Here is a 24,932-nt window from a genome sequence, read left to right as displayed (position 1 = left end):
AGCATGATTTAAAACTCATCATATTTCCGTACGGGTTTCGATATGCGCAATTTCTTGAACAAATAATGAACATTGGGCCGCAATCCATTCTTTTTCATGATCCATTGTTGCGACATGATAAGAGTTGCGGAGCGGTACGATTTTTTTCCGGCTGGCATGAATATGTGCGGCAATATACTCTGTATTTTCAGGAGGCACGACATGGTCTTCTGTTGATTGGAACAAAAGTGCGGGGCAATGGATGGCGGAGAGGTTTTCCCGCGTTTCCCACATCACGGACAGAAGCTCACGGATGGAAGCCACCGGCACTTTTTCATATGAAATTTCATGCACGCCCGCTGCTTTAATATCCGGCGGGCCCTCTTGAATAAACCGTCCTTTCGCCAGGCATTTTTCCAGTTCAGGAATGCTTTGGATAGCCGCGTTGATACACACTATTCCCCGGATATCCGGGTGTTTTTCCGCGAGATGCAAAGCCAGTGTGCCACCCATTGACTGGCCAATAACAAAAATATCATGGCAATGCCGTTTCAGCAGCTGATAACCTTCTTCAAGGCTAGCAATCCAGTCTTTGTAAGTGCAGCGTTCCATGTCCAGGATATGCGTCCCGTGTCCCTTTAATCTTGGCGCGCAAACCGTAAACCCGTCCGATGCCAGTGCCTCTCCCAAAAAGCGGACGCTCTGCGGGGTGCCGTTGAATCCATGCGAGATGAGAATGCCAATTTCATTTCCTTTTATAAAAAAGGATTCTGCACCCGAAAGAACGGGATAGTATTCATGCATAAAAAAGCTCCTTCCTAACATTTATATGGTCAGTGAATTTAAAATGTTAACATAATTTTAAACCAATTAATCCTAGTTGTAAAGTATGTTTTATCGGTAAAATGGAATAGGTTAGGTAAAAAACAGAAGGATGCAAAAGAGGCTGGTCTTATGTCAAGAAAGTAGACACATAGATTTGAGATATTTTTATTTAAAACCCCTACCGCACTTCGTTTGGTTAGGCATCAGAAATGATCAATCGAAAGGCGTGATTGATCATCTCTGACGCCGTAAGAGGAATTTGAGTAATTTATGAGATATCTTCTTCTGTTATTTGTTGGTGCTTCCTCTCAAATTGGTTGGGCGAGACATACCCTAAGGTGGAGTGCTTTCGCCGTTCATTGTAAAAACTGCTAATATAGTAATTTATAGCTCTCATTGCCGCAGCCCTGGTTTCAAAGCGCCTCCTGTGTATTAAATCCTTCTTGATAGTGGCGTGAAAAGATTCGATACAAGCATTGTCGTATGGATCTCCTTTTCTGCTCATGCTGATTTGTATTCCGTTTGCTTTTAGAATATCTGTATATTCTTTGAAACAATACTGGGATCCTCTGTCTGAATGATGGACCAGCCCTTCCCCAGGTTGCCTTGAAGTAATCGCCATATTCAATGCTTGGATTGGCAACTCTTTTTTCATACGTCCGCCCATACGCCATCCCACTATTTTCCTCGAAAACAAGTTCATCACGGATGATAAATATACCCAGCCCTCAAGCGTCCAGATATAAGTAATATCCACCACCCAAACCTGATTCGGCCCTTCTGTATTAAACTGGCGTTTGAGAAGATTAGGATAAATCTTCATATCGTGATTGGAATCTGTTGTAACAACGAACTTTTCTTTAGACGAGGCTGACAAACCCATTTCCTTCATCAAACGGGCTACTGTTTTTTGGGAAATGGTATAGCCCCATTCAACCAGGTCATTGTGTACTCTTGGACTCCCATACGTCCCCTGGCTCTCATGAAAAGACTTGCTTATTTTCTGTCGAATTTCTTTCAGAAAAGCCTCTTTTTTTGATGGCCCCTGGTTGCGCAACCACTTGTAATATCCACTTTTAGAAACCTCCAGGACTTTACACATCTTCACGACTGAATGTTCATCATAATGAGCTTGGATAAACCGGTATTTTACTCCTGGTTTTTTGTGAAGATGCGCATGGCCTTTTTTAAGATTTCGTTTTCCTCCCGTATCTCAGCCAATTCTTTCTCATGTTGTTTTTTCATCTTTTCTAATTCTGAAGGGGTAATGTAGCGCTCTGCCGTTTGTTCACCTTTTACCCGTTGCCTATAATCAGCAACCCATCTGCACAACGATTTGTAGGATACTTCCAGTTCATAAGCTACCTCAGTATCCTTTCTCCCCTCCTCAACCACCAATTTTGAAGCATAATCCTTATACTCCCGATCGTAATGTTTCCCCATTATGAACACGTCCTTTTTAATGATGATTGTATTATATACTAATCTCATTTCTCCGTGTCCACTTTTTAGACTAACTTAAAAAGCCCCTGCCGCCGCGGAAGAACTGTCCCGTTAGGTGTTCCAATTGGACATAAGCTCCACAAATACATTATGGGCGGGAAAAGGGGAGGAGTTCAAGAAATTGACTTAGAGATAAAATCAAATGCCTTTCTCTTCTTTTTGTTATGTAAGTTGGTTTTAAATGATAGACAAATAAACCTATTGCAGAAGCAGCTGCTTCCGCAATAGGCTAATCACTGATACTCCGGGCTCACCGGAATGAAGCCATTATTGATACAATTGCCCGCTGTCTCCGGCATTTGGGTTCTGGGACTGTGCCATGTACTGCTGGATTTGCGGCTGGTTTTCCGGAACAACCTGGTACATGGCGCCGATTTTTGCCGTATCCACAGATTCTGCCTGGTCAACCGGATAGTAGCCTTTCGATGCCATATACTGCCACATGTCATAGGCGTGGGCGCAGCTCATCATAAAGGCAGTCTGGCAAAACGACCGGATTTCAGGATTTGCCATTTCCATCGCCGCCCATGCATATTCCCGCCCGGCCCGTTTCAGCGTTAACAGATACGCAGTTGCCATTTCGCGGTCGTTCATATCTTCAACCATCGTCCGCGGCTGGACAGGGACAGCCGGCGGGGCCATTTGCAGTGCCATGTTGGAAATCTCTTGGTTTTCATTTAACAACGGCAATTCTTTTTTTGCCCCTTCAGCTTTGTTTAAAAATTCGACTTTCATGTTGTAGTCCCGGATATGGAGCGGAAAATGTTTTTCAAGAATTTCTTTGAACGCCGGATCCTGGACATGCTGGAGCATATATGCCATGTTCGTAATCGAGTTGACACAGCTCATCGCCAGTTCATTTAAATCGTACAGTTCATGTGCGGCTAATTTCATGATTCAACCTCCACTTCATTTTTTAAACCAATCTTATTTTGTTTTAAACGGGGCAGGATATACAGGAACGTTTTCATTGTTTTTTGTAATGGCCGGTGCTACTGTAAAAATAAAGCCGTCCCGGAAATGGGCAGAAGGAGGAGAGCGTTGTGAAGACAGAAACTTTACGTTTAAAGGCGCATCAGAATGCTGAACTGACAGCGTATGTGCTGGACGGATCCCCTGAGTTCAGCAATATTGAGGCGCGCCCGGCTGTGCTTATTTTTCCCGGTGGCGCCTACCGGTTTACCTCGGACAGGGAAGCGGAACCGGTTGCAATGGCATATTTGGCGGAAGGATTCAACGCGTTTGTACTGCGCTACTCTGTCGGGGAAACATTCCGGTTTGAAGCGGCTTTACAAGATGCGGAAGAAGCGATTGCGATGATCCGCGCGCATGCGAAAGACTGGCATACTGACCCTGAAAAAATTGCAGTTGTTGGTTTTTCTGCAGGAGGCCATCTTGCTGCTGCACTTGGTACGATCGGGAAAAATAAGCCCAATGCCTTGATTTTAGGCTACCCATGTATTTTGGATTCGATGAGCGAAAGCCTTGCTTTTCCGGTGCCGTCTGTTGACAAGGAAGTGACTGCCGAAACGCCGCCGGCTTTTCTGTTTTCAACGTTTGAAGACCAAACCGTGCCGATTGAAAACTCAATTGCCTTCTTGCAGGCGTTGAATGCGCATGGCATTCCATTTGAGTCGCATATTTTTCAAAAAGGCAAGCATGGATTGTCGCTCGCCAAACCCCACACTTCAAACGGATTAAAAGCAAATGTGGATGCAGATGTTGAAAAATGGTTTGGCCTGAGCGTTTCCTGGCTTCATAAAGTGCTCGGCCAGTTTCCGGCTAATGCTTAATTGAGGGGAATTTGACGGTCCGGGAAAACGGTTCTTGATGGCTCAGAAAAGGGTTCAAGAAAATCAGAAGTTTCATGTTTTTGGTGCTTTATCACGCGCACAGAGTCCGTCTATGTAAAGGAAGCTGGCGTAAAAATCGCTGTTCCTTAACGTAGAAGGCGTCTACTTGAAGGAAGCGCGCAAAAAATGTCTTGTTCCTCAACATAGAGCGTGTTTATGTAAAGAAAGCAAGCAAAAAAATCGTAGTTCCTTCACATAGGCTGCAACCGAAACGGCCGGTGCTGTATTATAAACCATTTTTGTAAAATTGGGAGGAATGTATATGTCAAGTCTACATGAAACTTTTGTATTGGAAAACGGGGTGGCGATCCCGAAAATCGGCCTTGGTACATGGCAAGTCCCGAATGGCGAAACCACTTACCATGCCGTATCTTTTGCTTTAAAAAACGGCTATCGCCATATTGATACAGCCTATGCTTACCATAATGAAGAAAGTGTCGGCAAAGCAGTGCGGGATTCCGGCATTGACCGGCGCGACATTTTTGTCACGTCCAAGCTGCCGGCGGAAATCAAGTCGTATGACAAAGCGCTGAAAACATTTGACGAAACAATGGAAAATCTTGGCCTTGAGCAGCTCGACCTTTATCTGATTCATGCCCCGTGGCCATGGAGCGAAAAGGGGGCCGATTATACGAAAGAAAATATTGAAGTTTGGAAAGCGATGGAGGAAATCTATGAAAGCGGGCGCTGCCGGGCAATTGGCGTTTCCAATTTCAGCGTTTCCGACCTGAAAGCCGTGATGGAAAATGCAAAAATCAAGCCGATGGTCAATCAAATCCGTTACTTCATTGGACATACACAGGAAGATGTGACAGCATTCTGCCAGGACAATGGCATTCTGGTTGAGGCCTATTCGCCGCTTGCTACTGGAAAAATTCTGGAAAACACCGAGATACAAAAAATTGCAGACAAATACGGCAAAACACTTCCGCAAGTTTGCATCCGTTACTGCTTGCAAAAAGGCGTGCTGCCACTCCCAAAATCGACGCATGAGGCATTTATCCTGCAAAATGCGGACGTAGACTTTGAAATTTCCAGTGAAGACATGCAATATCTCGATCAGTTGAAAGAGACAGAAAAATAAACGGAAAGAAAAAGGCTGTTCATTTGGACAGCCTTTTGAAATGTACCGGAGCCGATTCCGAAGCGCGATTAAGTGCAACCGTTCTTTTTTCATATTATAATAGTTACAAAAGAACAAAGCAGCAGTTTACAGAAAAGGTATAACAGCAATAACGCCGGCAGTCTGTCAATCCCGGCCGGCACAGGCTGTTTGAAAAAATAGAGAAATCGGCGAACTTTTTACCAGCATTGAAAAATATACAGCAAAGAACCAGGGGGAGCATAAATGAAGATTGTTGCACTTTCGGGCTCGCGAGTCGGCTCGAAAACAAGAACAGCGATGAACTACGCGGTAAACGTGATCCGTGGGAAATATCCAAACGCGGAAGTCACGCTCCTTGATCTGGCGGATTACGATGTGCAGTTCAGCGACGGGCGCCATTATATGGATTACGAAGGGGATACCAAATTTGTGGCGCAAACTGTCATGGACGCGGATGCGCTTATCATCGGCACGCCGGTTTTCCAGGCATCCATTCCGGCGACATTGAAAAATGTGTTTGACCTGCTGCCCGAAAAATCACTTCGGGATAAGGTGGCAAGCATCATTGTCACGGCCGGCTCACCGAAACATTATTTGATTGCCGAGCAGCAGATCAAGCCGATTTTGTCTTACATGCGGGCACAAATTGTCCAGTCTTATGTTTTTATAGAGGAAAAAGATTTTTACCAGAAAGAAATTGTCAATGAAGACGTCCTCTTGCGCATCAGCCGGCTTGTGGAGGACACCGTCATGCTTACGGAAACGTATGCAAAAATAAAAGAAGCAAAAGAAGCAAAAGAAGCAAAAGAAGCAGCGTACATCTCCCGTGATTAAAGCCGCGCACGTACCGGACGATTCAGAAAAGGGCGGACAGCTAAAACTGTCCGCCCTTTTCTGATGCAGGTGGTAGGAGAGTAAAGGAAAATCCCGTTTTTGCAGCTCTCCGGGAAGAAAAAAGATACCAAAAACTGGTGAACGATATTCAATATAAACTGGGAATTAGCCAGGTGTAACTCCTCTGTTTAAACTACAACGGCTTGCAAAAAAACTTACCTAAATATAAAAATTTTTCAGAAAAACGGTTTTTCTCTTGATCATTCCCTCCCTGTCCATGTAAAATGAAAATAGCAAATAAATGTTCTCGTTTTTAAATTTGGGAGGGAGTGCCTTGTCTTTTTCATTTATCCATGCGGCTGATATTCATTTGGACAGCCCTTTGGCCGGCCTGGAGCAATACGAGGGGGCACCAGTGGAAAAAATCCGCGGCGCAACCCGTGAAGCATTTAAAAATTTGGTGGATGCGGCGATTGAACGGCAAGTCCATTTTCTCATCATTGCCGGCGATTTGTATGACGGCAACTGGAAAGATTACAATACCGGCCTCTTTTTCACAAGCCAGATGGTGCGCCTGCAGAAAGAAGGCATTCCTGTTTTCCTCATCCGCGGCAACCATGATGCGGCCAATTTGATGACGAAATCTCTGAAACTGCCGGAGAATGTGCACGAATTTCCGGTAAAAGCGCCGGAAACGGTTACCCTTGATGCGTTTGGCGTCGCCATTCACGGGCAAGGTTTTGCACAACGGGCAGTGGAAGAAAATCTTGTGAAAAACTATCCGCCGAAAAAAGAAGGCTATTTCAATATCGGCATTTTACATACAAGCGCGACGGGGCGTGAAGGGCATGAAAATTACGCGCCGTGCACGATAGAAGATATGATGGAGAAGCAGTATGATTATTGGGCGCTCGGCCATATCCATATGCGGGAATTGCTCCATCCGCATGACCCCGCGATTTTGTTCCCGGGAAATATCCAGGGACGGCATATTCGGGAGACAGGAGAAAAGGGCTGCACCTATGTGGAAGTAAAAGACGGTACGATTGAAAAGATGGAACCCATCCCGCTTGATGTGTTGCGCTGGACATTATGCCCGGTTGATATGGGCGACATCGAAACGGTGGACGGGCTCATGGACGCGGCCCGCAGTGCGCTTGAAAAGGCATATGCGGAAGCAGACGGGCGTTACTTGGCGGTGCGTTTTGAATTGGCCGGCGCAACGAAAATGCACAGGGAACTGATTGCAAAAAAAGACCTCCTCTTGAACCAGCTGCGTTCCATTGCGCTTGAGACAGGTTTCGGCGAAATCTGGGTGGAGAAAGTAAAAATCAAGACAACAGGGCTGAACGATGCCGATGCCTTTTCCGATGAACAATCGCCAATCGGGACGGTGCTAAAATTTATCCGCAGCACGGCCGAAGATGAGGAGATGCTTGAAGCGCTGCTGGATGAATTCAGCGATATCCGCCAGGCCATTCCGCATGAACTGAAAGAAGGGGAAGACGGGTTTGATTTTTCCAACCCTGGCCTCGTCAAAAAGCGGATAAAAGATGTGGAAGACTTCATTCTTTATTCCTTAACGGAAACGGGGGCGGAAAAGGCATGAGATTTGATTATTTGAACCTGCTTGCTTACGGGCATTTTACAGATCAGATGTTTTCCTTTGATCCGGAGAAAAACTTCCATCTGCTGTTCGGGCCGAACGAAGCCGGAAAAAGTACAACACTCCGCTCGATTACGCATTTTTTATACGGATTTCCGCAAAAAACGAACGACGCTTTCCTCCATGGCAATACGAAATTAAGAATTGAAGGGCTTTTGCGCAACACAAAAGGGGAAGCCCTGCAGTTTACCCGTAGAAAAGGGAAAAAGAATACGGCACTTGACCCGGACGGCAACCCGGTCCCGGAAAATACGGTCGCGGCTTTTTTAAACCATATGCCGGAATCCCAGTTTTTAAACATGTTTGCCCTTGACCATGTCCGTCTTCGTGAAGGCGGCGAAAGCCTTTTGGAAAGCGGGGGCAATGCCGGGGAAAGTTTTTTCACCGCCGCTTCGGGCATCAATGTGCTGCGCCGGGTTCTCGAGAACTTTGACAAACAGGCAGGCGCACTGTACAAAAAAACCGGTTCCGTCCCTGAATTAAATCAGCTGCTCAAGCGGGAAAAAGAGCTTTCGAAAAAAATCAGTGAGCAGCAGTTGAAAGTACAGGCATGGAAAGCTTTCGAGGCGCGTTACCGGGAGTTGGAAAAAGAACTCGGCGCCCTCACCGCAAAAATAAAGACGCTGCGCAGCCAAAAAGAACAGCTGCAACGGGTCAAATGGATTTTGCCGAAGATCGCAAACCGGAAAAATCTTTTGCAAAAATTGGAAGCGCTCGGCGATGTCCCGGATCTTCCGGATAATATTGCAGAAGTCCGTGCCGAAGCGGAAAACAAATGGAACGCTTCCCGGGCAAACTTGGACAAAATTTCCCGGCAACTGGCGGGCACCGAAGCGGAAATGAAAGAAATCAGCATTCCGGAACACATTTTAGAACAGGCTGCCGCGATTACAGCCCTTTACCGCCAAGTGCAACAGTACGAAGACGATGAAAAAATGCTGCCTGAGCTCGAAGGGAAAAAGCAGCAGCTCCAAGCCCAATTGATGTCCGTTATGAAGGAGATCGACCCGGGCCGTGCAGCCGTTGAAAATATAGAACTTTACCGGCTGCCTTCCGCCCAAAAAGAAATGATCCGCGAGCTTTGCAAGCAAAAGCCGTTGCTCGACCAGGCTTATGAATCATTGAAACGGGAAGGCGAAAAACTGGAAAAAGAGCTGGCAAAGAAGCTGGAAGAATTGGCTGCCTTGCCTGATCTACCGGACGTGGAAAAACTGGAAGCCGTCCTGACCAAGGTGAACCGTGCGGGAGACGTGGAAGCGGCGATACACGAGCTGGCCGCGGAATGCCGGCAAAAACAGCGGCAAGTGGAAGAAGCCGTCCGTGCTTTGCCGTTATGGGATGGCGGGGTGGAAGAACTTGTCAAACTTCCGGTGCCCGGTTTGGAAGAAACGGTGAAAAAGTTTGAAAAAGAAGCGGAGCAATTGACGCGGCAGCTGGATTCGGTGCAAAGCCGGATTTCCCGGTTGAAAGAGGACATCGAAGTTTCAGAAGAAAGCATCCGCCGGCTTGATTCCATTGCCGAGATCCCGTCTGAAGAAAAGCTGTCGGCCGTCCGTGCCTTAAGGGATGCCGGCTGGCAGCTGATACGCACCAAACTTGAAACCGGCCATTGGCTTGAAACGGCTGAAACATATACAAAGGGAGAGCCGGCCGCGTCGGTTTATGAGAAACATGTCCTTGAAGCTGACCAGATTGCGGATACGATGCGGCTGGAAGCGGAAAAAGTCGGCGAGAAGAATAAACTTTTAGCCGATATTAGAAAGTTCCGCGGGAAAAAAGAACAGCTTGAAAAAGAGAAATCCGGGCTTGAAGAAGCTTTGCGTGCGTGGGAATCCGCCTGGCAAGATCTTTGGGCGCCGGCGCAAATCCGTCCGCTTACGCCTGGAGAGATGCGGGAATGGCTGCAAAAACACGCGCAAATTAAAAGCTTGATGCAGGATTATGAGAAGGCGCAAGAAAAAATGCGCGCGCTTCATGATAGCCATGCGGACTGCTGCAATGCGCTATCTGCCGTGCTGAAAACATTTGCCGCCGTTTCAGAAGGGCAGCCGCTTGCGGAACTGGTAAGTCTTGCAGAAAACGAATTGAAACGAGTCCGCAATCTTGCCGCAAAGAAGGACAGCCTCGAAACGGCTATCCGCGATTTAAAAGAAAAACGGGAAGAGATGCAAACGGAGAAAGCGGAAATCGGGAAGAAACGCGAAGCATGGCTGGCAAATTGGTCTTCGGCTGTCGCGGGCACGGCAATATTGGAAGAGGTGCCGCCGGCGGTTGCTGAATCCCTGCTCGCCCGCTATGAAACATGTATGCAACTCTATGATGCATACAACCAGACTGAAAAAGAGCAGCAAGCCGTTACTGAAAAAATGGCGCGCTTTGAAGAAAAAGTGCAGCATATCCTTGAAACGGCCCAACTTCCATCGAACGGGGAGAATGCCGCTGTTGCCGTAAGCCAGATGTATCAGCTATTGCAAAATGCCCAACAGGACGATGCCGCTTTGAAAAAGCTCAAACGCCGTTTAGAAGACTTGGAGAATGAGAGAAAAGAAGAAACAGAAGCACTGGAAGCAGCTGAAGCGGTTTTAACAGAACTTTTCCAACAGGCAGGCTGCAGCACAATCGAAGAACTAAAGCAAATTGAAACAGCTTTCCTGCTGAAAAAAAGTTTTGAAAAAGACATTCGGCAAATCGAAGCGGACATGCTGGATGCGGGTGCCGGTAAATCACTGCAGGAATTGCTTGATGAGGCGGCCCGGTTTGATGCAGATTCGATTGACGCCGATTTGGCGGAAACCGGTCGTGAACTTGACCGTTTGGAAGCCTCGCGTTCCGAGGTGGAGCAGGAATATGGGGCGGTCAAAAAAGAATACGAAGAACAGATTCGCGGCGCCAACATGACAGCCATTGAAGCCGGCCAGGAAAGGGAAAGCGTGCATGCGCAAATCGCCAGTTTGACGGAGCAATATATCCAGTTGAAACTCGCTGCCGCTTTGCTGCAAAAGGGGATTGAATTTTACCGGAGCCAAAATCAAAATCCGATTTTAAATCGTGCGGGTGATATTTTTGCGCGGCTGACACTTCATTCTTTTGACGGGTTGGCGGTGGATTACAACGAGCAGGACGAGCCTGTTTTAATGGGCGTGCGCGGCGGGGAGAATGTGCCGCTGAACGGGATGAGCGACGGGACGACCGACCAGCTGTATCTGTCCTTACGCCTTGCGAGCATTGAAAAATACGCAGCTGAAAACGAGCCGCTACCGTTCATTGTCGATGACATCCTCGTCCATTTCGACGATGAACGTTCAAAAGAAACATTGAAAGTATTGCTCGAACTTTCCAGCTGCACGCAAATCATCTTTTTCACACATCATCAGCGCCTTGTCGACATGATGCAGGAAATCGCCCCGCCGGAAGCCGTCCAGTACTTGGCTTTCCACGGGCAGAAAATTGCCGTGCATTAAACAGGGCTTGCCGAACAAATCCGTTTTTGCTTTTTATCCGGCCCATTCAGTAAGTGCTGCAATGTTTACCAGATACAGGTTGATTCTTTTCTATCTATGGCTGTGGCTTTTGAATTAAGTTTTTTCGGGATCACTATAAAAGCAAGACAAAATAAAAAAGGCCCCGCTTTGTGCGGGTCCTTCTTTTACATCAGGATTCGGTGGAAGAATATTTGTAAAAGCCTTCTCCTGTTTCTTTTCCGAGTTTGCCTTTGTCAATGTATTCCGTTTTCAGCAAGTCTGCTATTTTTTTATACAGTTCATCGCCGGTAGTTTCTGCTTTTGCCAAACTGATATTGTAGGCGGTGTTGATGCCGACAACATCCAGAATTTGGAATGGTCCGGCCGGGGCGCCTGTTGCAATGCGCCATGTTTTGTCAATCGTTTCCGGATCGGCAACCCCTTTTACCAGCAGCATTTGCGCTGCTTCCAACAGCGGTACGAGCAAAGAGTTCAGAATATAGCCCGGCTGCTCTTTGTGCAAAGGCAGCGGCACCATGCCAATTGCCTCTGCGAATGCGATCACATCCTGAAACACTTTTTCATCTGTGCCAGGATGTTTCATGATTTCTGCTGTATTGTTTTTCCAAATTTCATTGGCAAAATGGAGCGCCAGAAATTTTTTCGGGCGGCCGGTTGCTTCTGCAAACTGGCTTGGCAGCAGGGTCGATGAGTTCGTGGCAAAGACCGTTTTTTCCGGTGCCAATTTTCCAAGTTTTTGGTAAAAGTCCTTTTTAATGGAAACCACTTCCGGAATCGCTTCAATGACCAGATCGGCATTGGCTACAGCTTGTCCTAGATCATCAGAAAAAGAAATTCTATGATAGGCTGCGTCCACTTCTTGCTCTGTTGCACCAAGATCTTTCTGGTACCGGGCCTTCAACCCGGAAATTCTTTCTTTTGCCTGTTCGATTGCCTCGGCAGAAATATCATAAACATATACATGAAAGCCTTTAAAAGCCGTTTGATAGGCAATTTGGCTCCCGAGTACGCCGCTCCCTGCAATGGTGATATTTTGAAAGTTCATCATCATACGCCCTTTCTCGCGTTTTATGTAACCCCTTACAATCCTATCGTATCACCATGGAAATGAAGCGTCAAAATTTGAATGGCTATCAATGGAAAAATGCAGTTTTACAGGCCTCATTTGGCGTGCTGGCGCTTATTTTCCGGGTTGCCTGCTATTCACAAAATCGTAAATTTCGCTAGGCGAAAAAGCTTTACTCTTTTTATCAAGGTGATATAATATGGGTTGCATTCAAAAGAACGGATGAAAAAGCCCGCAAAATGAAGAAGAGAGGTCTTATGGAAATCAAAGCTGTCAAACTCAAGCAGAAGTCTACTTTTTACCTGAACAGATATTTAACGGGGGATTCTATAGATTATCGGGAAGTTATTGGCATTATTATCCCAATTTTGGTGGATCAGGCGTTTTTGATCTTAATGAGTTTTCTAAATACGGCGATGATCAGTTCTGCCGGCGTCAGTGCTGTCAGTGCCGTGAACATGGTAGATTCATTGAATATTTTCCTTGTCAACGTATTTATCGCGATCGCAACCGGTGGAACGGTGATTGTTGCCCAGTATAAAGGAATCGGCAATAAAGAAATGGTGTCAAAGACGGCGACACAGGCCATTTCTGCTGTTGCTATTTTTTCGGTCGTGCTTGCCGTGTTTGTGATTGTGTTCAACACGCCGACATTAAATTTGCTGTTCGGGAAAGCAGATGCAGCCGTTTTTCATAATGCGAGAATTTATTTGATTGGCAGCTGTCTCTCGTATCCTTTTATTGCGATTTTCCAGGCAGTATTAGGCGGTTTGCGCGGCGTCGGAGAAACAAAGCCATGCCTCGGCTTGTCACTGTTTATGAACTTAACGAATACCGTGCTCAATGTTGTATTTATCACTATTTTTCATATGGGTGTCGTCGGCCTTGTGATATCCATTTTATGTGCAAGAATTTTCGGTATGATCGCTTCCATTTTTTATGTCATGAAGTACAATGAGACGATCCGTTTTAAAATTAAAAATGCGCTTCACCTCGACTTTTCTTTATTGAAGAAAGTGATGTTTATCGGGATCCCGTTTGCGGCAGAACAAATATTTTTTAACGGCGGGAAACTGCTGACACAGACATTTATTGTGCAGCTTGGGACATTGGCGTTGACGGAAAATGCGATCGCAAGTTCAATCACGCTGCTCTTCCAGATAGGACCGAACGCGCTTAGCATTGCGATTGTAACGATTGTCGGACAATGCATGGGCCGGCGGAATATCGATGACGCACGGAAATTTGCAAAGTCGTTTATTGTTTTGTCTTCGCTGCTTTATGTTGTAACGACAGCGGTTCTTTTGCCGTTTTTCCCTGTCATGATGCAATTGTTTAATCCGCCTGACTCGATTATTCCGACGATCTTTACGATTGTCCTGATTTCTGCGTTCGGGCAGCCGCTGTTATGGCCGCAAAGTTTTATTATGCCGGCCGTGCTCCGGGCAGCAGGTGACTCAACATTTACATCGGTCGCTTCGCTGCTGTCAATGTGGCTTTTGCGGGTCATACTCGGCTATATTTTAGGGATTACATTCGGTTTTGGCATCATTGGCGTCTGGGTCGCGATGATTGCCGAATGGGGTGTGCGCGGGCTCATTTTTATGAACCGCTTCAAAGGTGCCAAATGGTATGCGCATAAACTGGTTTAACGACGGAAAGCAGTGCGGTTGTCCGCACTGCTTTTATTTTTTGAAATGTGAAAACGTTAACAATTTCGACACAGCTTTTTTCGGCTGCCCATGCTATACTGCAAGTGTAAGGAAGGAAAGCCCTTACAGTTTGGGATTGCAGGAGACTCAACCATCCCGATTGGTTCCGTCTTCACGCGTATATTTCGAAAAGCCCAGAACGGTGAGCACAACCGGTTCACTAAAAAGGAATTGGCGAATGCCCTCCGCCCGTTCAGGCAGCTGAAAAGCAAACCTTTTGCCGGAACATAAACGATTGCCGAAAAAGTGATTTGAAGCATCATGGAAACTCCAGGCACTTGAGTAAATGAATGAAAGCCATTGGGGAACCAGTTTCCGACGATGAAAGTTTTCTAAGGAAAGTTTTCTAAGGAAAAGGCCGCAAAGCAATTCATTCATGAGAAAAAGTGCTGAACAGTCAAATGAAATGTCAATGAACTTTCAGGCAAAAGAATATGGTAAGGCAAAGGAAAGCCGGATCAGTTACGGATCTTTTAAGGCACAAGCTTTAAAAGCAGCAAATCTTAACAACGATTTGTATCTGTCACGGAGCCGACGACAGGCATCCTGATAACATCACACTCCGGCAGCCGGGAAAAGGCTGAAAACTCCATTCATACATTGGGGAGTTACCCCCCGAATGTGAAAATGTATACAGGATGCGGCATGGTTGGGTCCCCTGTAATACCAAACTAAAGGCAGTGCGATGAAGTACCCGTTCATCGCACTGCCTTTTTATTTGGGAAGCATGCCGTTCAAGAAAAAAACAGGATTGCCAAGAAGGTGGGGCTTCCGTTATTTGGAAAAAATGGAGTGGCCGCGATCGGAATAGGGGGCGAAACAGGTTGGGCTGCAGGGTTCAAGAGGAACAAAAGCGAGTTTGACAACGCCGGAATATCTTTTTTCTCGCTTCTTCCCGCAGGTCAGCCAATTGGACAAAACGAACGCCGGTCGGGGAGCTTTTGTCTAATTGGACCTTCTAATTAGACAAAACATTCAGGGAGCGTTGAGCTTTTGTTCAATTAGAGGGGTTCTAAGTCAAGATTGTCTTTTTCCTCCGCTTTCTTAGGCCCAGCCCCCAATCCAAATGCCTGTGCGCCGCGAAACATCCGCGTCCAAAATGTCTTCATCAGGCAGCGGGAGACAAAAAAGGGAGCAAATTCAGCTCCCAGTTTAAGAATGGGCTCCTGTTTTTTGTTTTTTCAACCACTGCCTCATTTGAAATGTTCAGCGTTCCCGTGTACTCCACTAAACCGATCTTGCAGCCGGGGCCGATTTCGATATTTTCCCCGCGAACCGTGCCGGCTTCAGTGTATTCCAAATAGATTTGATCTCCTTCAATGATATCAGCGTGCAATAGATGCCGCTTTTTTCCAAACATGCCGGGAAGCCCGCCTTGCATGCGGACGTCAATTTTCTTCCCGCCGATTTCGCCCGCGCGGCTGTTGCTATACTTTAACGCAATTTCAATTTCTTCCGCATTTAACAGGCCGCCAACTAGAAACTTTCCTTTTAAAATAAAAGCCTCTGCTTCGACATCTTCTTTGACGTCAAGCGAACCTTTGATCTCTGCTTTTTCCGTGCTGAACCGTCCGCCGATTTCCATCTCCCCGCGTACAAGGCTGGTCTTGATTTCCGCATCCCGTTCAATTCGGCAGCTGCCTGAAACTTTCAATTTCTCTGCCTCTACACTGCCGGCAAATATCCCCTCGCCAAAAACTGAAATCGTTTTGGCGGTTGTATTGCCGCTTACCTTGCTTGTACCGCGGATCGACAAGTTCAAACAATCGAGCGCATCGACAATTTCCGCTTCTCCGTTCACTTTTACATTTCCGTACAATCCGCCGCCATAAGCGCCCGAACCATTCACAATCAAAGGATTTCTCTCCATGTTCTGCACGCCTTTCTTTATATTTTCCGGTATTCTTTCACAACCGCTGAGCTGTCTTTTTCAAACGTATCCTTGTACTCCACAAGATCAATTTCGCATTTTGGACCGATTTTTACACGGGCGCCCCGCACCACTTTCGCTGTCGTCATTTCAAGCACAATATCATCCCCTTCAATACTGTCAACCGTGAGGCCTGTGGGCGTAAACGGCTTCAACCAGCTTGAAATAGAATTGACTTTTTTCACCGTGATCTGCTGCTCACCCATTTCGCGGATAAAACAGCGCCACAACGGGTTCATTTCAATCTTTTCGGCATTCAGTTCGCCTTCCATTTTGACGGTGCCGTGGATGTTGATTTCCTCGGCTTCACAATCTCCGGCAACAGACACATTCCCTTCAAGCAGGATTTCCGTTCCTTTCACTTTGCCGCCAAATTTTGCATTCCCGGATACGTGAAGATTTTCTGCCAGGACATCATCCAAAAACTTGGCCGATCCCGAAACCTCCATGCTTTTACTGGAGAGACTACCGTGAAAGGTTGCCGTTCCATTGACAGTGGCATTTTGTGAAACAATGTTTCCTTTAAAAACCGCTATTCCGTTTGATTCCAAATTTTTACACTTGATTTCACTATTCACTGTTCCTTTTCCGCTCACGATTACGTCGTCAAAAGTCCCGCCGTTTGAGGATGCGACTCCGTTTATGACAAGATTTCCCACTTTTGCCCGCCTCCTATAGCCATTTTCCTTTTAATTCTGCTGATAACTCCATCAGATCAAGGTTGACAATCACTTTTGCTTCACGGTCAAACAAAATATCTTCCGCTTTTTTTGTCAAAAAGCAGGTGGAAACGCCGAACTTCCGGATCAGCCATACGTTTGTGCCTTCCGTTGCAAAAGATTTTTCTGCATCCTGCAAGAGCCCAACCAGCATTTTTCCTTCCTCAAGGGAAATCTCCCCGCCGTGCAAAAGTTTTTCCAATAAAAAAATGGCGAGCACTTCCTCAAAAGGAAAAGCCTGTTCTTGCGCCTGCGTTTGGTCGATGTAAAAATTTAGTACAAAATCGGAGGCAATACCCCGTTTCAGTATATCTGCCTTGCTGATCCGTTTCCCGCCGCCCGGTGCAAACATTTCGGCAAGCGCATCAAGCGAAAGGTTTTCTTTCATCGCCTGGATTTTTTCAATCCGCTCCAAAATGCGTTCACGGGGGAAAAAGGTTTCCTGCCCGGTAAACGTCGATTTGCGGATAAACCAGTCTTCCGGAATCAGGTTTTTCCGTTTCCACCGGTATAATTGCCCATAGGAGATGCCGGTTTGTTCGAGCAGATCTTTTTTGGAAATTAAGTCTTCATCCATTTTCGCCACTCCTTTGCTGTTTTTAATATAACATAACACTGTTACACTGTAAACAAGAAAGCAAATTTAGAAAATTTCATCATAACGGGCTCAAAATATGTTATAGTTATATCTATACATAGGATTGATGTTCAGGAGGAAGAAAAACATGATTGCGGAAGAATTCAAAAGGATGCTCGGCCAGAAATCGGTCATCCGGGAAATTGCTGAATACGGGGCAGTGCGGGCAAAGGAAATTGGGTCTGAAAATGTTTTTGATTATAGCCTTGGCAATCCGAGCGTGCCGGTCCCTCAAGCTTTTACCGAAAAACTTATGGAACTTGCGAAAAATCCGGCGGTGCACGGCTACAGCCCGAGTCTTGGGATTGATTCCGTACGTGAAAAAATTGCAAATTCCTTAAAGCGGCGGTTTGGCATGCCGTACCGGAAAGAACATATTTTTATGGCGACAGGAGCAGCCGGCGCCATTGCACACGCGTTAAGGGCGGTAACCGTACCGGGAGATGAAGTGCTCACGTTTGCGCCGTATTTTCCGGAATACATGCCATACGTCAATCAAACGGGCGCGGTGTTAAAAGTTGTTCCTGCTGATACAGAAAATTTTCAAATTCATTTTGACGCGTTCCGCCGGATGATTTCGCCCAAAACGGCAGCCGTTTTAATCAACACGCCGAACAATCCTTCAGGCGCTGTCTATTCGGAAGCTACGATCCGGGAATTGGCGCAGATTTTGCAAGAAAAAGAGCAGGAATTCGGGCATGAGATTTATATCATCACAGATGAACCGTACAGGGAAATTGTGTTCAAGGGGGTAGAGGCCCCATACGTTGCAAAATATCATCCGTACACGATTACATGCTACTCTTTCAGCAAGTCGCTGTCGCTGCCAGGCGAGCGGATCGGGTACGTGGCTGTGAACCCGGACTGCCCGGATGCGGAATTGATTGTCAATATGTGCGGCCAGATCTCACGCGGCATCGGCCACAACTGCCCGCCGTCAATCATCCAGCTCGCTGTTGCCGAAGTGCTGGACATCACGGCGGATCTTTCAGTCTATGAAACCAACATGAATATTTTGTACGATGCCTTGACCGATATGGGTTTTTCCATCACAAAGCCAGGTGGTACATTCTACATGTTTCCGAAAGCCTTGGAAGACGATGCTGTGGCATTTTGCAAAAAAGCACTTGAATATGACCTGCTGCTCGTTCCTTCTGATACGTTTGGTGTTCCGGGCTACTTCCGGATTGCCTACTGCATCCCGACAGAGAAAGTGAAACGGTCGCTTGCAGCGTTCAGGAAACTGGCAAATGAATATCAACTATGAAGCATTTGGCCAGTCCGCCGTATGTCGTGTAAAAAAGACTTAGGCTTTTGCATCGGGGCCAATTTAACCATTTTCATGGTGTTTGCGGCCGGTAGCAAAATAACAATGTTTCGACCGTTTTATAGAATAAAGTGAACTTAACTTTAAAGCCACTTATCCATCTGCATGGTGTTTGCAGTCGGTGGCAAAATAACAATGTTTCGACTGGTTTATCGAAGAAACTGAACTTAATTTCAAAGCCGCGCATCCATTTGCATGGTGTTTGCAGCCGACAGCGAAAAAACAATGATTCGCTCGGTTTATCGAAGAAGGTGAACTTAACTTCAAAACTACGCATCCATTTTCATGTGTTTGCAGCCGGTGGCAAAATAACAATGTTTCCCTGTTTTATAGAATAAAGTGAATTTAATTTCAAAGCCACACATCCATTTGCATGGTGGCTGCTTTTTTCCGGCAGGGAGCATCTCCTGTGGTTCAACAATCCCAATAGTGCTAGAGACAGGCAGCTTATGATTTTGAGATCATTGAGTCTAAATACTTGATGATCTCTTCTTTGTTTCCGGAGACGGATTCTTCCCTAAGCTGGTCTTTTTTCATTTTTTCCTGTGCTTTTTGCAATATTTTTTCTCCTCTTTCTGCCGGTACCACAACAACTCCGTCCGCATCGCCCACGATAATGTCCCCGGGATGTACGGCTACTCCCCCGCAGGAAATGGGGACGTTTATTTCGCCAATACCGCTTTTTCCGCTGGCGGCTACCGTTGTGCCTCTGCAAAAAACAGGATAGTTCAGTTTTTTAACGCCATCTATATCGCGAATGACGCCGTCCACAACGATCCCGCTTATGCCTAAAGTTTTTGCCATCCCGACCACAAAGTCGCCAGCAATGGCCCTGTACTCATCCCCCTTTGCATCCACGACAAGAACATCGCCAGGTTGTGCATGTCTGATGGCTTTTAGGACGGCTAAATTGTCACCCACCGGCATTTTAACAGTAAAAGCTTTGCCGCAGAGAAAATAGGAAGATTTCAATGGCTTAATCCTAGGGTGCAAGTTATTCAAGCCATCCATAGCATCTGATATACATGTGGTAGGAATAGAACCGAATGCCTCTACGAATGCATCCATCGCTGAACCCTCTTTCTTTAAGACTTGTTTTATGTATACTATACTAAAATATAGAAAAAAATGAAAATAAAAAATTGTTATATTCATTCATAATAAAAATGAATAGAGGAGAGGGGAAAAGCCGCTGAAAAAGTCCAAGAGAAAACGGCAAGACACCCCGCCATTCATAGTGTCTCACCGTTTTTCAGTGTCCTCTGCCGGGGAAGAGGGGCGGTGTTTTTACTCGTATACCACCTTAAACTCCATCTTGTAACTTGCAAAGTCCTGTTTGTTAAACAATGGCAAATACAGCCCGATGTTCATCAGTTCGTCGCCGCCGTAGATTTTGTCTGTTTCAATATGCCGGTAGTTTTTGTCCGGGTCAAGGCCTGCCAGTTTTAATATTTTCAACGGGCCGGCTGCTTCAGACAGTACGTTGAAAAAATAGGCAATGGTATGGTTGCGGTCCGGTGAGACAAATTGCCAGGCGGCGCTGTTGCCTTCAAACGGGCTTATCAGGCGGTAAAACCGGCCAAACTGGAACAATTGCCGGTGTGCCTTGTAAAATGCAATCTGTTCCCGGATCACCGCTTTTTCATCTTCCGTGCATTTTGTCAAATCCAACTCATAGCCGAAATTGCCGCCCATTGCCACGTCACCGCGCGTCGATAACGGCGTAACCCGGCCGGTTTGGTGGTTCGGAACGGCCGAGACATGCGCGCCCATCGTAACCGGTGGGTAGGCGAGGCTTGTGCCGTACTGGATTTCCAGACGGTCGGCCGCATCGGTATTATCGCTCGTCCACGTTTGCGGCATATAATACAGCATGCCCGGATCAAAACGCCCGCCGCCGCCGGAACAGCTTTCAAACAAAATATCAGGGTAACGCGACGTCAACTTTTCTAAAAAGTCATACAGCCCAAGCATATAGCGGTGGGCGGTCTCTCCCTGGTTTTCCGGCTCCAGCAGGGCGGAATGGACTTCTGTCATATGGCGGTTCATATCCCATTTGATGTAATCAACATGGACATGATCCAGAATGTCTGTCATCTGCCGGAAAATGTTTTCGCGCACATCCCTACGGCTAAAATCGAGCACATATTGGGAGCGCCCTTCAGAAAGCCCGCGGCCCGGAATTTGCAGTGCCCAGTCCGGATGTTCACGGAAAAGGTCGCTGTCCCGCGAAACCATTTCCGGTTCAAACCAGAGCCCGAATTGCATCCCGCGTTTATGGATTTCTTCCGCCAGGTTTTTGAGCCCCATCCGGATTTTTCCGGCGTATTCATACCAGTCCCCTAAAGAACTGCGATCATTGTCCCGGTGGCCGAACCAGCCGTCATCCAGCACAAACAGCTCAATGCCGAGCTTTTGCGCCTCGTCGGCGAGTTCAAGCAGTTTTTCATCATGAAATCGGAAATAGGTCGCTTCCCAGTTGTTGATCAATACAGGGCGTTCCGCATCTTTATGCTTGCCGCGCAAAAGGTGGCGGCGGTAGAGCGTGTGAAACGTTTGCGACATCCCGTTCAGCCCGTCTCTGCTGTATACCATCACCGCTTCAGGGGAATAAAAAGTGTCACCCGGCTCCAACGTCCAGCTGAACCCGAAATCATTCAGCCCGATTCCAAAGCGTACCTGCCCGAACTGGTCCTGCTGCACCATTCCGGCAAAATTGCCGCTGTAAACGAGGTTCACTGCATATGCTTCACCTTGGAATTCCGTTGTTTCAGGCCGGACAAGCGCCAAAAACGGATTTTCCTGATGGCTGCTGGCGCCGCGCTTGCTGTCTATCCGCTTGATGCCGTCCGTTACGATTTCTCTTGCTATTTGCCGTTCGCGTTTATGGGCGCCGGGGAGATGCAAAAGTTCAAAACTTCCGGCTGGGAAATCGACATTCAGGCTCATCAAGCGTTCAATTCGAACAGGTTTGTTTCCGCCGTTTGTCAGCACAGCCGCGCGGGAAATCGCCGGAAAATCGCGAAAGATGGTATATAAAAGCGTTAATTGAAGGCCTGTAAGCTTGTCTTCCAACATGATTTTCAACGTTTCGGCTTCATTTTGATTGGCAAAAGTAGCGGGAAGCCCGGGAAGCGCCGGCTTGCCCTTTAAAATGTCATACGCCCGGTAGCGGAAGTCCGTGACCGTTGACCCGTCCGCATGTCGGATAATATGTGCCGGCTCACGGAAATCGCCGTTGCCGTAACCCGGGAATTCCTGCAGTACCGTATCAAGCGAAAATTTGCGGTCTTTTGCACCGGGCGGGTTCGGGGAAAAACTGCGGCCAATGCGCGGATAGGCGCGCCCTCCGTGATAGGCCCTCACCGGTTTTCCCCAATACAGATGTTCCACGTAGCCGAATGCATCCACTTGTAAAAGGTAACTCACTTCATCATTTTGCAAATGGAAAGTTTTCGTTTGTTCCTCAAAACTAATCATCCATCTTCCTCCTCGTTTCGTAAGTGCAGAGGCCATTTTCAGTTTTGTCGCATCAGTTGGAATGGCCGAGGCATCCCCGGTTTTGTTCAATATGATAATACGGTTAGAGAAAATTCTTTTGGGTAAAGGAATGGTGCATATGCTTTACCGAAAGAATCCGTTTACACTTTACTATCATTTTAGTGTTTGCATCCGTCCTTGTCACTTGATTTGTAGAGTAGCTGTGCGGGCGCATCCGCATCCAAGGAATGCGGCAGCGGCCTTTCCACGGAAAAATTTGGCATAAAAAAGTTAGCGTCAGGTATTGCATTCTTGTGCTGGCGTTGTAAAATGACTATTATTAAAAGTAGATGAGAAACAATTTGTTAACATTTACACAATGGAGCTGATGATGATGCGGGAAACCATTTCAAAAGAAAATATCCGGGAAAGAGTGCGCGACATTGTGTTGAATGATTTCGATGATGACCCTTCGGAAATAAAGGACGACACCCTTTTTGTCGATGATCTCGGTGCGGACTGGATCGATCTTTCAGAGCTGGCTGTGGAGTTATCGGATGAATTTGATTTCGATATAGAGGAAGATGAAATCAACAAGCTTGTTTCCATTGAAAAGGCAACAGACTATATATATGAAAAACAGCGAAAATGTCGTGAACATCTGGCGATCAAACTGCCAAAAATACTGGAAATCAGAAAGCAAAACAAGGCCCGTGGATAACTCGAGATTCACGGGCTTTGTTTTGCTTCGGGTTTGTTGAATAAGCAAAATTTATAGATTTGGTTTATAAAAATCTAGAGAAAAGATTGCACTCGAGCTGTTTCATCGTACTAGAAGACAGAATCCCTCATTTTGCAGATAGTTTCTTCTATATATTGAGACAGCATCTGCTGATCAATTGGGTAGAAAATCGGATTCGCCCAGCAAGCTCTACTTACGGGATGGCTTGCAACGGCGCGATGCACATTTGCAAACCGCTTTTTTTCCATTATACTATTACAAGGCAGTGAAACGCCCGTTTTTTTGAATCGAAAATTTTACACTTTAAACGTGTTCAAGATATTTGTTTTTCAATGGAAGGAGTGATTGGATTGGCCATTTTGCAAGGGGAATCATTGGTGACAGAAATCCGCGGCCTTGATGCAAAAGGTTCCGGGCAGGCGGTTGTCTGGCGTGAAAATGAACTTGGTAACGCGAAAAAATTAAAACTGACCATTCCGCGTACGCTTCCGGGGGAAAAAGTACGCGTCACCGTGGATCAGCCGGAGAAAAGAAGAAGAAAGGCGCTGCCGGATGAAATTCTGAAAGCCCATCCGGAAAGGGTGGTGCCCATGTGCCCGCACTTTGACCGTTGCGGTGGCTGTGTCTGGCAGCACTGGGCATACGAGGGCCAGTTAAAACAAAAAACTGCTCATGTAAAAGAAGCCATTGCCGCACAAGGCTTTGACCCGGCGCTTGTCCGTGATACGATCGGCATGGACAATCCTTGGCATTACCGCAATAAAATGGAATTTACATTTGCTCCGGATGGATCGCTCGGCCTCCATGAGCAAGGGAATTTCCGGAAAGTGATTCCACTTGAAACCTGCCTGATTGCCGGAAAAGAAATGGTGGATGGCACGATGGAAGTGGCCGCGTGGGTAAAAGAGCATGGCTTAAAAGGCTATGACAAAGATGCGCACGAAGGCCTCTTACGCCACTTAATGGTGCGCCAGTCTTTTGCAACAGGGGAAATGATGCTCGCCCTGTTTGCAACAAAAGCGCCGGATGGGGAACTAGCTGAAGCGGCCCGCGATTTGGCAGAGCGGATCACCGGCAAATTCCCGCAAGTAAAAAGCCTGCTCTGGCTCGAAAATACCGACTGGGCAGACCGGACACAGGCGGAAAAAACACATGTCCTCTCTGGACGTGATTTTATTTACGATGAAATGGGCGGTTACCGTTACCGGATATGGTTCGATACATTTTTCCAAACCAACCCGGTACAGGCACAGAAACTCGTCGATCTTGCGCTTGAAATGGGCCGGCCGGAGAAAACGGAAAAAATGATTGACCTGTTCTGCGGCGTCGGCACATTCTCGCTGCCGTTTGCGGACCGTGTCGGGGAACTTGCCGGCATTGAAATCGTCGAAACCTCGATTGAATCTGCCAAACGGAATGCAAAAGACAATGGCATTTCAAACACATATTTCCTTGCCAAAGACGCACGCAAAGGGATTGATGAAGTGCTGGAAAGCTTCGGCAACCCGGAACTGCTGCTCCTCGATCCCCCGCGTTCCGGCGCCGGCGGCAAAGTGATGCGCAAAATCGGCCGGGCAAAACCACAGCGGATCGTCTATGTTTCCTGCAATCCGGACACATTTGCAACGGATATAAAAGAACTCGAACCGTTTGGCTACAAACTGACTGCCGTCCAGCCGGTGGACCTGTTTCCGCATACGGTGCATGTGGAGTGCGTCACATTGATGTGTGCGTCCAGCGAAGCTGGCAAATGCTAACAGGTGAAAGTCCTGTAGTGGTAAAGGTAGGGCAGCCACTTAGTCAGTAACCAGCGTATGAAGCAATTTATGCGTTGAAGCGTTACGGAATGCTCTGAAAAGAGCAGACAAACTGACGGGTCGTAACATGAAGTGAATACTGCCGCACCGTTATTGACATTCCCGAAAGGGAACAACAGGGAGTCGAGCTGGGACATCAACAGCGAAGACAGCAGACGGTATGAAGAACCCTAAATGCAATACCTAGGAACCCTGCGGTGTAGAGGTAGTGACACGTTAGGAAAGTATTTGTCGGAACTGGAGAGAGCCTACTTT

19 protein-coding genes are annotated in these 24,932 nt (G+C 46.9%); 9 read left to right on the top strand and 10 right to left on the bottom strand.

Going from position 1 to position 24,932, the window contains the following annotated elements; genetic code table 11:
* Positions 1–18 precede the first annotated feature (18 nt).
* The 4 genes from ABR335_RS13820 to ABR335_RS13805 form a co-directional block, all read right to left on the bottom strand.
* Complete coding sequence (locus ABR335_RS13820; protein WP_014095963.1) at positions 19–783, bottom strand: alpha/beta hydrolase; 765 nt, start codon at positions 781–783, stop codon at positions 19–21.
* 289 nt (positions 784–1,072) lie between these two features.
* Positions 1,073–1,942 (bottom strand): IS3 family transposase, encoded by an 870-nt coding sequence (locus tag ABR335_RS13815; RefSeq protein ID WP_230090539.1) that lies wholly within the window; start codon positions 1,940–1,942, stop codon positions 1,073–1,075.
* Between the two features lie 11 nt (positions 1,943–1,953).
* Positions 1,954–2,247 carry a transposase gene (locus ABR335_RS13810; protein ID WP_064505187.1) on the bottom strand — a complete coding sequence of 98 codons (294 nt, stop codon included), beginning with the start codon at positions 2,245–2,247 and terminating at the stop codon, positions 1,954–1,956.
* Positions 2,248–2,574: 327 nt separating this feature from the next.
* On the bottom strand, positions 2,575–3,201 hold the full coding sequence (locus ABR335_RS13805) for a spore coat protein (RefSeq protein WP_251459839.1): 627 nt from the start codon (positions 3,199–3,201) through the stop codon (positions 2,575–2,577).
* A gap of 149 nt (positions 3,202–3,350) precedes the next feature.
* Here ABR335_RS13805 and ABR335_RS13800 point away from each other — a divergent pair, with 149 nt between their 5' ends.
* From ABR335_RS13800 to ABR335_RS13780, 5 genes are all read left to right on the top strand, one after another.
* Positions 3,351–4,100, top strand: coding sequence for an alpha/beta hydrolase (locus ABR335_RS13800; RefSeq protein ID WP_350346258.1), 750 nt, complete (start codon positions 3,351–3,353; stop codon positions 4,098–4,100).
* A 322-nt stretch (positions 4,101–4,422) separates the two neighbouring features.
* Positions 4,423–5,244 carry an aldo/keto reductase gene (locus ABR335_RS13795; protein ID WP_035182318.1) on the top strand — a complete coding sequence of 274 codons (822 nt, stop codon included), beginning with the start codon at positions 4,423–4,425 and terminating at the stop codon, positions 5,242–5,244.
* Positions 5,245–5,508: 264 nt separating this feature from the next.
* Positions 5,509–6,099, top strand: coding sequence for an NADPH-dependent FMN reductase (locus tag ABR335_RS13790; protein ID WP_071451741.1), 591 nt, complete (start codon positions 5,509–5,511; stop codon positions 6,097–6,099).
* Between the two features lie 334 nt (positions 6,100–6,433).
* Positions 6,434–7,708: a metallophosphoesterase family protein gene (locus tag ABR335_RS13785; protein WP_035189872.1), complete on the top strand. Its 1,275-nt coding sequence runs from the start codon at positions 6,434–6,436 to the stop codon at positions 7,706–7,708.
* The gene (locus ABR335_RS13780; protein WP_035189871.1) at positions 7,705–11,226 is read left to right on the top strand and encodes a YhaN family protein; all 3,522 of its coding nucleotides are present in this window, start codon (positions 7,705–7,707) and stop codon (positions 11,224–11,226) included. Before ABR335_RS13785 ends, ABR335_RS13780 begins: the two co-directional genes overlap by 4 nt.
* Positions 11,227–11,416: 190 nt before the next feature.
* On the opposite strand, the gene ABR335_RS13775 is transcribed toward ABR335_RS13780, so the two are convergent.
* A complete protein-coding gene (locus tag ABR335_RS13775; RefSeq protein WP_061577398.1) occupies positions 11,417–12,292 on the bottom strand; it encodes a 3-hydroxyacyl-CoA dehydrogenase in 876 nt (291 codons plus the stop codon).
* Positions 12,293–12,570: 278 nt separating this feature from the next.
* On the opposite strand from ABR335_RS13775, the gene ABR335_RS13770 reads away from it, so the two are divergent.
* A complete protein-coding gene (locus ABR335_RS13770) occupies positions 12,571–13,965 on the top strand; it encodes an MATE family efflux transporter (protein WP_104851262.1) in 1,395 nt (464 codons plus the stop codon).
* Positions 13,966–15,133: 1,168 nt separating this feature from the next.
* On the opposite strand, the gene ABR335_RS13765 is transcribed toward ABR335_RS13770, so the two are convergent.
* The 3 genes from ABR335_RS13765 to ABR335_RS13755 are packed head-to-tail and all read right to left on the bottom strand — an operon-like array spanning position 15,134 to position 17,251.
* Complete coding sequence (locus ABR335_RS13765; RefSeq protein WP_350346257.1) at positions 15,134–15,895, bottom strand: hypothetical protein; 762 nt, start codon at positions 15,893–15,895, stop codon at positions 15,134–15,136.
* 17 nt (positions 15,896–15,912) lie between these two features.
* Positions 15,913–16,614: a polymer-forming cytoskeletal protein gene (locus tag ABR335_RS13760; protein ID WP_014095950.1), complete on the bottom strand. Its 702-nt coding sequence runs from the start codon at positions 16,612–16,614 to the stop codon at positions 15,913–15,915.
* 13 nt (positions 16,615–16,627) lie between these two features.
* On the bottom strand, positions 16,628–17,251 hold the full coding sequence (locus tag ABR335_RS13755; protein WP_014095949.1) for a YhbD family protein: 624 nt from the start codon (positions 17,249–17,251) through the stop codon (positions 16,628–16,630).
* Positions 17,252–17,399: 148 nt separating this feature from the next.
* Here ABR335_RS13755 and ABR335_RS13750 point away from each other — a divergent pair, with 148 nt between their 5' ends.
* Entirely contained in the window at positions 17,400–18,578 is a 1,179-nt protein-coding gene (locus tag ABR335_RS13750; protein WP_350346256.1) for a pyridoxal phosphate-dependent aminotransferase, read from the top strand.
* 507 nt (positions 18,579–19,085) lie between these two features.
* Here the strand turns inward: ABR335_RS13750 and ABR335_RS13745 are convergent.
* Together ABR335_RS13745 and ABR335_RS13740 are read right to left on the bottom strand one after the other, a co-directional pair.
* Positions 19,086–19,706, bottom strand: coding sequence for an RraA family protein (locus tag ABR335_RS13745; RefSeq protein WP_014095946.1), 621 nt, complete (start codon positions 19,704–19,706; stop codon positions 19,086–19,088).
* Positions 19,707–19,925: 219 nt separating this feature from the next.
* Positions 19,926–22,118, bottom strand: coding sequence for an alpha-galactosidase (locus ABR335_RS13740; protein WP_014095945.1), 2,193 nt, complete (start codon positions 22,116–22,118; stop codon positions 19,926–19,928).
* A 394-nt stretch (positions 22,119–22,512) separates the two neighbouring features.
* On the opposite strand from ABR335_RS13740, the gene ABR335_RS13735 reads away from it, so the two are divergent.
* Entirely contained in the window at positions 22,513–22,839 is a 327-nt protein-coding gene (locus ABR335_RS13735; protein WP_014095944.1) for an acyl carrier protein, read from the top strand.
* 371 nt (positions 22,840–23,210) lie between these two features.
* The gene (gene rlmD / locus ABR335_RS13730; protein ID WP_014095943.1) at positions 23,211–24,617 is read left to right on the top strand and encodes a 23S rRNA (uracil(1939)-C(5))-methyltransferase RlmD; all 1,407 of its coding nucleotides are present in this window, start codon (positions 23,211–23,213) and stop codon (positions 24,615–24,617) included.
* Positions 24,618–24,932 lie beyond the last annotated feature (315 nt).

The organism is Heyndrickxia faecalis (assembly GCF_040267745.1).
Lineage (GTDB): Bacteria > Bacillota > Bacilli > Bacillales > Bacillaceae_C > Weizmannia > Weizmannia faecalis.
Note: the sequence above shows the minus strand (reverse complement) of the source record. Positions and strands in the feature narration are given on the sequence as shown.